Origin of the sequence: Micromonospora sp. MH33 (genome assembly GCF_003013775.1) — a bacterium.
GTDB classification, from domain to species: domain Bacteria; phylum Actinomycetota; class Actinomycetes; order Mycobacteriales; family Micromonosporaceae; genus Micromonospora; species Micromonospora fulviviridis.
The window spans coordinates 1-6899 of sequence record NZ_MUYZ01000339.1 but is presented as its reverse complement, the minus strand read 5'-3'; the positions used below and the strand labels follow the sequence as shown (position 1 = coordinate 6899).

Below are 6899 nucleotides of genomic sequence, written 5' to 3'. Positions count from 1 at the left end.
GCCGGCTCCCCGTCGCCGGTCGCCCGGCCCGCCGGCAGGTCGTCGGTCACGGCACGTCCACCGGCAGGACCGCCCGGACGTACGGGGTGCGCTGCCGCAGGTCGGTGGCGGCGTCCACGGTGACCCGGAACAGCGGCCCGGCGGCCAGGGTGAGCGCCAGGCCGAGCAGCACCAGGGCGGCGGTTGCCCCGACCATCAGCCCGGGCAGCCGGACGGCCGGGCGCGCGGTGGCCAGCCGGGGCGCCCGCCAGAACGCGATGTTCCACACCCGGGAGGCGGCGTAGAGGGTGAGCAGGCTGGTCAGGGCGCCCGCCCCGACCAGCACGGCGGGCAGCGTCCCGCCGGCCGCCACGCCGGCCTGGAGCAGGCCGAGCTTGCCGAGGAAACCGGAGAACGGGGGGATGCCGGCCAGGTTCATCGCCGGCACGAAGAAGAGCGCGGCGAGCAGCGGGGCGATCCGGGCCAGCCCGCCGAGCCGGCGCAGGTCGGTGCTGCCGGCGCGCGCCTCGACCAGGCCGGCGACCAGGAAGAGGGTGGTCTGGATGGTGATGTGGTGCACCACGTAGAAGATCGCCCCGGCCAGGCCGGCCACGCTGCTCAACGCCACCCCGAAGATCATGTAGCCGATGTGGCTGACCAGCGTGAACGAGAAGATCCGCTTCAGGTCGGACTGGGCCGCCGCGCCGAGGATGCCGACCACCATGGTCAACCCGGCCACCACCATGAGCAGGCCGGAGACCTGGCCGCCGGGGAAGAGCAGGGTCTCGGTGCGGATGATCGCGTACACGCCGACCTTGGTGAGCAGGCCGGCGAAGACCGCGGTGACCGGGGCGGGCGCGGTCGGGTAGCTGTCCGGCAGCCAGGCCGAGACCGGGAAGACCGCCGCCTTGATGCCGAAGGCGAGCAGCAGGGTGAGCTGCAGCGCCAGGCGTACGCCGGGCGACAGGGCGTCCAGCCGGCCGGCGAGCTGCGCCATGTTCACGGTGCCGGTGGCCGCGTACACCAGCCCCACCGCCGCCAGGAAGATCATCGACGACAGGATGCTGACCACGACGTACGTCGAGCCGGTGCGGATCCGGGTCTCGGTGCCGCCGAGGGTGATCAGCACGAAGCTCGCGGCCAGCAGGATCTCGAAGCCGACGAAGAGGTTGAACAGGTCCCCGGCGAGGAAGGCGTTGGTCACGCCGGCGGTGAGCACCAGGTAGGTGGGGTGGTAGATGCTCACGGGCGCCGTCTCGCCGGTCTCCCCCCGCCCCTGGCCGATCGAGTAGAGCAGCACGCAGAGGGTGACCGCCGAGGAGACCACCAGCATCAGCGCGGCCAACTGGTCGGCGACCAGCACGATGCCGACCGGCGCCGGCCAACCGCCCACTTGGACCACCACCGGCCCGTGCCGGTACGCCTCGACCAGCAGCGCGACCGCCACCACCAGGGTGGTGGTCAGCCCGATCACGCTGACCAGCCGCTGCAACCGGGGCCGGTTGGTCAGGATCAGGGTGAGCGCCGCGCCGAGCAGCGGCACCACCACCGGCAGCGGCACCAGGGCGCTCATGCGGCAGTCTTCGTTCGCGACTGCGGGGCTCGCAAACCCGGCTCACTCCTCGCGCTCACTGGACCTGTCTTCGTTCGCGACTGCGGGGCTCGCAAACCCGGCTCACTCCTCGCGCTCACTGGTCCTCCGCCCGCCGGCGCAGCCGGCGCAGCGCCGGCTCCGGGTCGACCTGTTCCGGGTCGTTGTCCGGCCCCTCGCCGCCGAGGTCCGCCGTGGACACCTCGTTGCGCTCGGCGAGCCGGACGATCTGCCGGTCCTCCAGGTCGTCCTGCACCTCGTCGTCGCCGGTCAGGTACCAGCTCCGGTAGGCGACCGCGAGCAGGAACGCGGTCAGCCCGAACGTGATCACCACGGCGGTGAGCACCATGGCCTGCGGCAGGGCGTCGCTCATCGCGGCGCTCGGCGCGCTGCCGACCAGCGGCGCGGCCCCGGACCGGCCGCCGAGCAGGATCAGCAGGTTCACCCCGTTGCCGAGCAGGATGACGCCGAGCAGGATCCGGGTCAGGCTCCGCTCCAGCAGCAGGGTGACGCCGGTGGCCACGAGCACCCCGACGGCGATCACCAGCACCAGGGTCGGCCCGGCCGCGCCCCGGGTCACCGCGGCGCCTCCGCCCGGGCCCGGGACGCTCCCGGCGGCGCGCTCACGGCGACACCCCTGTTCGCGACTGCGGGGCTCGCAGAACCGGCTCACTCCTCGCGCTCACGGCGACACCCCTGTTCGCGACTGCGGGGCTCGCAGAACCGGCTCACTCCTCGCGCTCACGAGCCCTCCCCCTCGCGCTGGACGGCGAGCCCGCGGGCGGGCTCGCCGGCCGCCTCGACGTGCCGGTCCACCTCGGCGCCGAGGCTGCGCAGGATGTCCAGCACCAGCCCGACCACGACCAGGTAGACGCCGATGTCGAAGAAGAGCGACGTGACCAGGTAGAAGTGGTCGACCAGCGGCAGCCAGAGGTCGACCTTCACGCTCTCCAGCACACGGCCGGTGAGGAGCAGCCCGAGCACGCCGCCGCCGACCGAGACGGCCAGGCCCGCGCCGAGCACCGTGCCCGCCCCGACGGGCACCGCCTCGGCCAGCTCGTACCGGCCGCCGGCCAGGTAGCGGACGGTCAGCGCGAGGCTGGCCACCAGGCCGCCGGAGAAGCCGCCGCCCGGAGCGTTGTGCCCGGAGAAGAGGAGGAACAGCGAGAAGAGCAGCACGGTGTGGAAGATCAGCCGGGTGACCACCTCGAAGACGATCGAGCGGCGGCGCTCCTGCAGCGTGGCCCCGCCGCGCAGCCAGACCGTCCGCCGGTCGCGGCGCGACCGGACCGGGTCGGGGCGGCGCGGCCGGGGCCCGGTACGGGACCGCTCGAAGATCAGGCTGGCCACCCCGGTCGCGGTCACCACCAGCACCGAGATCTCCCCCATGGTGTCCCAGGCCCGGATGTCCACCAGGGTCACGTTGACCACGTTGCGGCCGTGGCCCTGCGCCACCGCCAGGTCGGGGAAGGCCGCCGAGATCGACGGGGTACGCCTGGCGCCGGCCGCGGCCAGCGCCAGGCCGGCCATGACCAGGCCGGCGGCCACCCCGATACCGCGGCGCACCCAGCGGCTGCGGCGCAGCGGGCGGGCCGAGAAGCGCTCCGGCAGCCGGCGCAGCACCAGCACGAAGACCGCGATGGTGGCCGTCTCCACCAGGAACTGGGTGAGCGCCACGTCGGGCGCGCCGTAGAGGACGAACATCATCGCCGTGCCGTAGCCGGTGACGCCGACCAGCAGCATGGCGGTGAGGCGGCGCCGGGCGCCCACCGCGAGCAGCGCGGCCACCGCGATCACCACGCAGACCACCAGCTGGGTCGGGTTGTCCCAGACGGCGATCTCGGTACGCCACGGCCGGGTGGCCAGCATCGCGCCGCCCGGCACCAGCACCAGGACGACCAGCACCGTGCCGAGGTACTGCGGCAGGGCGCCGCGCTGGGTGGCGCCGGTGACCTCGATGGCGAACCGGTCGAACCGGTGGGTGACCCACTCGTACCCCTGGTTGCCGCCGACCGGCGAGCGCAGCCGCGTCAACGCGGGGGCGAGCGGGCCGCGGGCCAGGTGCAGCACCACCCCGCCGGCGATCACCACGGCGGAGAGGCCGAGCGCCGCGGTCGGTCCGTGCCAGAGCGCCAGTTTCTCCTCGACCGGGCCGAACAGCTCGGCGTACGGGCGGAGCAGGCCGCCCAGCCAGCCGGCGGCCGGGCCGGCGGCGAGCCCGGCGACGGCGAGCAGGGCGGGGGGTACGAGCATCGCGGCGGGCGGCCGCTCCACCTCGGTGACCGGGACGCCCGGCCGCGAGCCGAACGCGCCCCAGAGGAACCGGATGCTGTACGCGACGGTCAGCGCGCTCCCCACGACCAGCGCGGCGAGCACCACCGGCCGCCCGGTGAACGCGCCGAGCACCGCCTCCTTCGCCACGAAGCCGAGCAGCGGCGGCAGGCCGGCCATCGAGGCGGCGGCCAGCGTGGCGACCGTGGTGAGCACCGGCGCGCTCCGGCCCACCCCGGACAGGTCGCGCAGGTCCCGGCTGCCGGCGCTGTGGTCGAGGATGCCGACGACGAGGAAGAGCGCCGCCTTGAACAGTGCGTGCGCCAGCAGCATGGCGACGCCGGCGAGGGCGGCCTTCGGGGTGCCCGCGCCGAGCACCACGGTGAGCAGGCCGAGCTGGCTGACCGTCCCGTACGCCAGCAGCAGTTTGAGGTCGGTCTGCCGCAGCGCCGCCCAGCCCCCGGCGACCAGGGTGAGCAGCCCGGCGACCACGGTGACCGGCCGCCACGGCCCGGCCGGCGCGAGCGCCGGGCCGAGCAGCCCGACCAGGAACACCCCGGCCTTCACCATGGCCGCCGCGTGCAGGTAGGCGCTGACCGGGGTGGGCGCCGCCATCGCCACCGGCAACCAGGAGTTGAACGGGAAGACCGCGGACTTGGCGAGGGCGCCGGTGAGCACGAGCAGCACCGCGACCGCCAGGTAGCCGCCGCCGGGCAGCGGCGCGGCGGTGACGACCGACCAGCGGTAGCTGCCGACGTGGTGGCCGAGCAGCAGGAAGCCGACCAGCATGGCCAGCCCGCCGAGGGTGGTGACGGTCAGCGCCTGGGCGGCCGCCCACCGGCTGGACCGCCGCTCGGTGCTGTGCCCGATCAGCAGGTAGGAGAAGACCGTGGTCAGCTCCCAGAAGACGTAGAGCAGCAGCAGGTCGTCGGAGACGACCAGGCCGAGCATCGCCCCGGCGAAGGCGACCATGACGGCCGCGAAGCGGGCCAGGCCCACCGAGCCGGCGTGGAAGTAGCGGGCGGAGTAGACCAGCACCAGCGCGCCGACGCCGCCGACCAGCAGCAGCATCAGCCAGGGCAGGGTGGTGACCCGCAGCGCCACGTCGAGCTGGAGCTCCGCGACCCACGGGTACGTCTCGACGACCGCGCCGCCGTCGCGGACCGCGCCGGTGTGCGCCACCGCCCAGCCGAAGGTGGCGGCCGGGGCGAGGGCGAGCAGCAGACAGGCGCGGGGGCCCCACCGGCGGACCAGCAGCGGGGCGGACAGGGCCGCCACCAGGTGCAGGATCAGCAGGACGAGCACGCGCACTCCCGGTCGATGGTGACAGCGCGCCGGGGCACGCTGCGGCCAGGACCGATCACACGCCACATTCCCGCCCAACCGGGCGGTTTTCGGGAAACCCGCCCGGCGCCCGGGCCTCCCGCTCAGCGCAGGGCGGGATCGGGGGCGGAGCGGTCGCGGCGAGGGGCCTCGACCAGCAGGTCCGGGCGGTCGAGCTGGCGGACCGCCTTGTTGACCACGCGCTGGGCGGCGGCGAGCGAGCGCACGGGCAGCAGCTTGCCGCGGCTCTCGCGGCGCAGGACGAAGTAGTGCACCGCGGCGCGGACCAGCCCCCGGTCGGCGGCGCTGGAGTGGGCGGTGGCGACGACCAGCTCACGCAGGCAGCGGGCCAGATCCTCGGCCAGCTCCAGCTCGGGGCCGTGCAGACCGGTGCGGAGCGCGGCGAGGTGACTGTCGACCTTGCGGATGAGCACGTCGGTCCCGGACCCGGCGCCTCGCCCCTGCACGGTCATCCAAGCCCTCCACCCCACGCTGCGTTGCGGGTGAAGTTACTTTATGTTGCGCGGCAGAAGCAAGCAGTTAAGTGAGACTTAACGCATTCAAGGCCACATCCGTCGCTTAAAGCCCCGTCTCGGACAGAACAGCGTCCCGGCGAGGACCGGTTGTCACACCGGCGGGGCAGGATGGAGGGCGTGACGGACGAGGTGACCCGGGACGCGGCGGTCCTGGCGGATTTCGGCGCGGCGACCCGGGAATGGTTCACCGCCGCCTTCGCCGCGCCCACCGCCGCCCAGTCCGGCGCCTGGCGGTCGGTCGCCGCCGGGCGCAACGCCCTGGTCGTCGCACCGACCGGCTCCGGCAAGACCCTCGCGGCGTTCCTCTGGTCGCTGGACCGGCTGGCCAAGGAGCCGCCGCCGGCCGAGGCCCGGCAGCGCTGCCGGGTGCTCTACGTCAGCCCGCTCAAGGCGCTCGCCGTCGACGTCGAACGCAACCTGCGCGCCCCGCTCACCGGCATCCGGCAGGCCGCCACCCGGCTCGGCCTCACCCCGCCGGACATCACCGTCGGCATGCGCACCGGCGACACCCCGGCCGACGAGCGGCGGGCCTTCGCCCGGACCCCGCCGGACATCCTCATCACCACCCCCGAGTCGCTGTTCCTGCTGCTCACCTCCGCCGCCCGCGACTCGCTGCGCGGGGTCCGCACAGTGATCGTCGACGAGGTGCACGCGGTCGCCGGGACGAAGCGCGGCGCCCACCTGGCGCTCTCCCTGGAACGCCTCGACGCGCTGCTGGAGACGCCCGCACAGCGGATCGGGCTCTCCGCCACGGTCCGGCCGATCGACGTCTGCGCCCGCTTCCTCGGCGGGGCCCGCCCGGTCGACGTGGTGCAGCCGCCCAGCAGCAAGACCATCGAGGTCAGCGTCCAGGTGCCGGTGGAGGACATGACCCGCCTCGACGAGCAGGAGCAGCCGGAGGACGCGCTGGGCGGGATCGGCCCGCGCCGGGCGTCGATCTGGCCGGCCGTCGAGGAGCGGGTCTTCTCGCTGATCCGGTCGCACCGGTCGACCATCGTCTTCACCAACTCCCGGCGCAGCGCCGAGCGGCTCTGTGCCCGGCTCAACGAGCTGGCCGCCGAGGAACTGGAGGCGGCGGCCGCCCCGGACGGCGGCCGCGTGGCCCGGGGCGGCGAGCCGGTGGGCGTATCCGAGCTGCTGGCGGGGGTGGACGGCCCGGCGGCCGGCGACGGCGCGTTCGGCGGGCCGGTGGGGCCGTT

Annotated in this window: 5 protein-coding genes; 1 reads left to right on the top strand and 4 read right to left on the bottom strand. The window is 74.5% G+C overall.

The annotated features are described in order from the left end of the window. Nucleotides 1-46: 46 nt before the first annotated feature. The 4 genes from B0E53_RS31495 to B0E53_RS31480 form a co-directional block, all read right to left on the bottom strand. On the bottom strand, nucleotides 47-1552 hold the full coding sequence (locus tag B0E53_RS31495) for a Na+/H+ antiporter subunit D (protein ID WP_107079308.1): 1506 nt from the start codon (nucleotides 1550-1552) through the stop codon (nucleotides 47-49). A gap of 115 nt (nucleotides 1553-1667) precedes the next feature. Next, nucleotides 1668-2150: a Na(+)/H(+) antiporter subunit C gene (locus B0E53_RS31490; RefSeq protein ID WP_107079307.1), complete on the bottom strand. Its 483-nt coding sequence runs from the start codon at nucleotides 2148-2150 to the stop codon at nucleotides 1668-1670. A 161-nt stretch (nucleotides 2151-2311) separates the two neighbouring features. Then, complete coding sequence (locus B0E53_RS31485; RefSeq protein ID WP_107079309.1) at nucleotides 2312-5146, bottom strand: Na+/H+ antiporter subunit A; 2835 nt, start codon at nucleotides 5144-5146, stop codon at nucleotides 2312-2314. A gap of 122 nt (nucleotides 5147-5268) precedes the next feature. Continuing rightward, complete coding sequence (locus B0E53_RS31480; protein ID WP_107079306.1) at nucleotides 5269-5637, bottom strand: hypothetical protein; 369 nt, start codon at nucleotides 5635-5637, stop codon at nucleotides 5269-5271. A gap of 180 nt (nucleotides 5638-5817) precedes the next feature. On the opposite strand from B0E53_RS31480, the gene B0E53_RS31475 reads away from it, so the two are divergent. Then, nucleotides 5818-6899: DEAD/DEAH box helicase (locus B0E53_RS31475; RefSeq protein ID WP_246835692.1), on the top strand; the 1082-nt coding region annotated here is incomplete at its 3' end.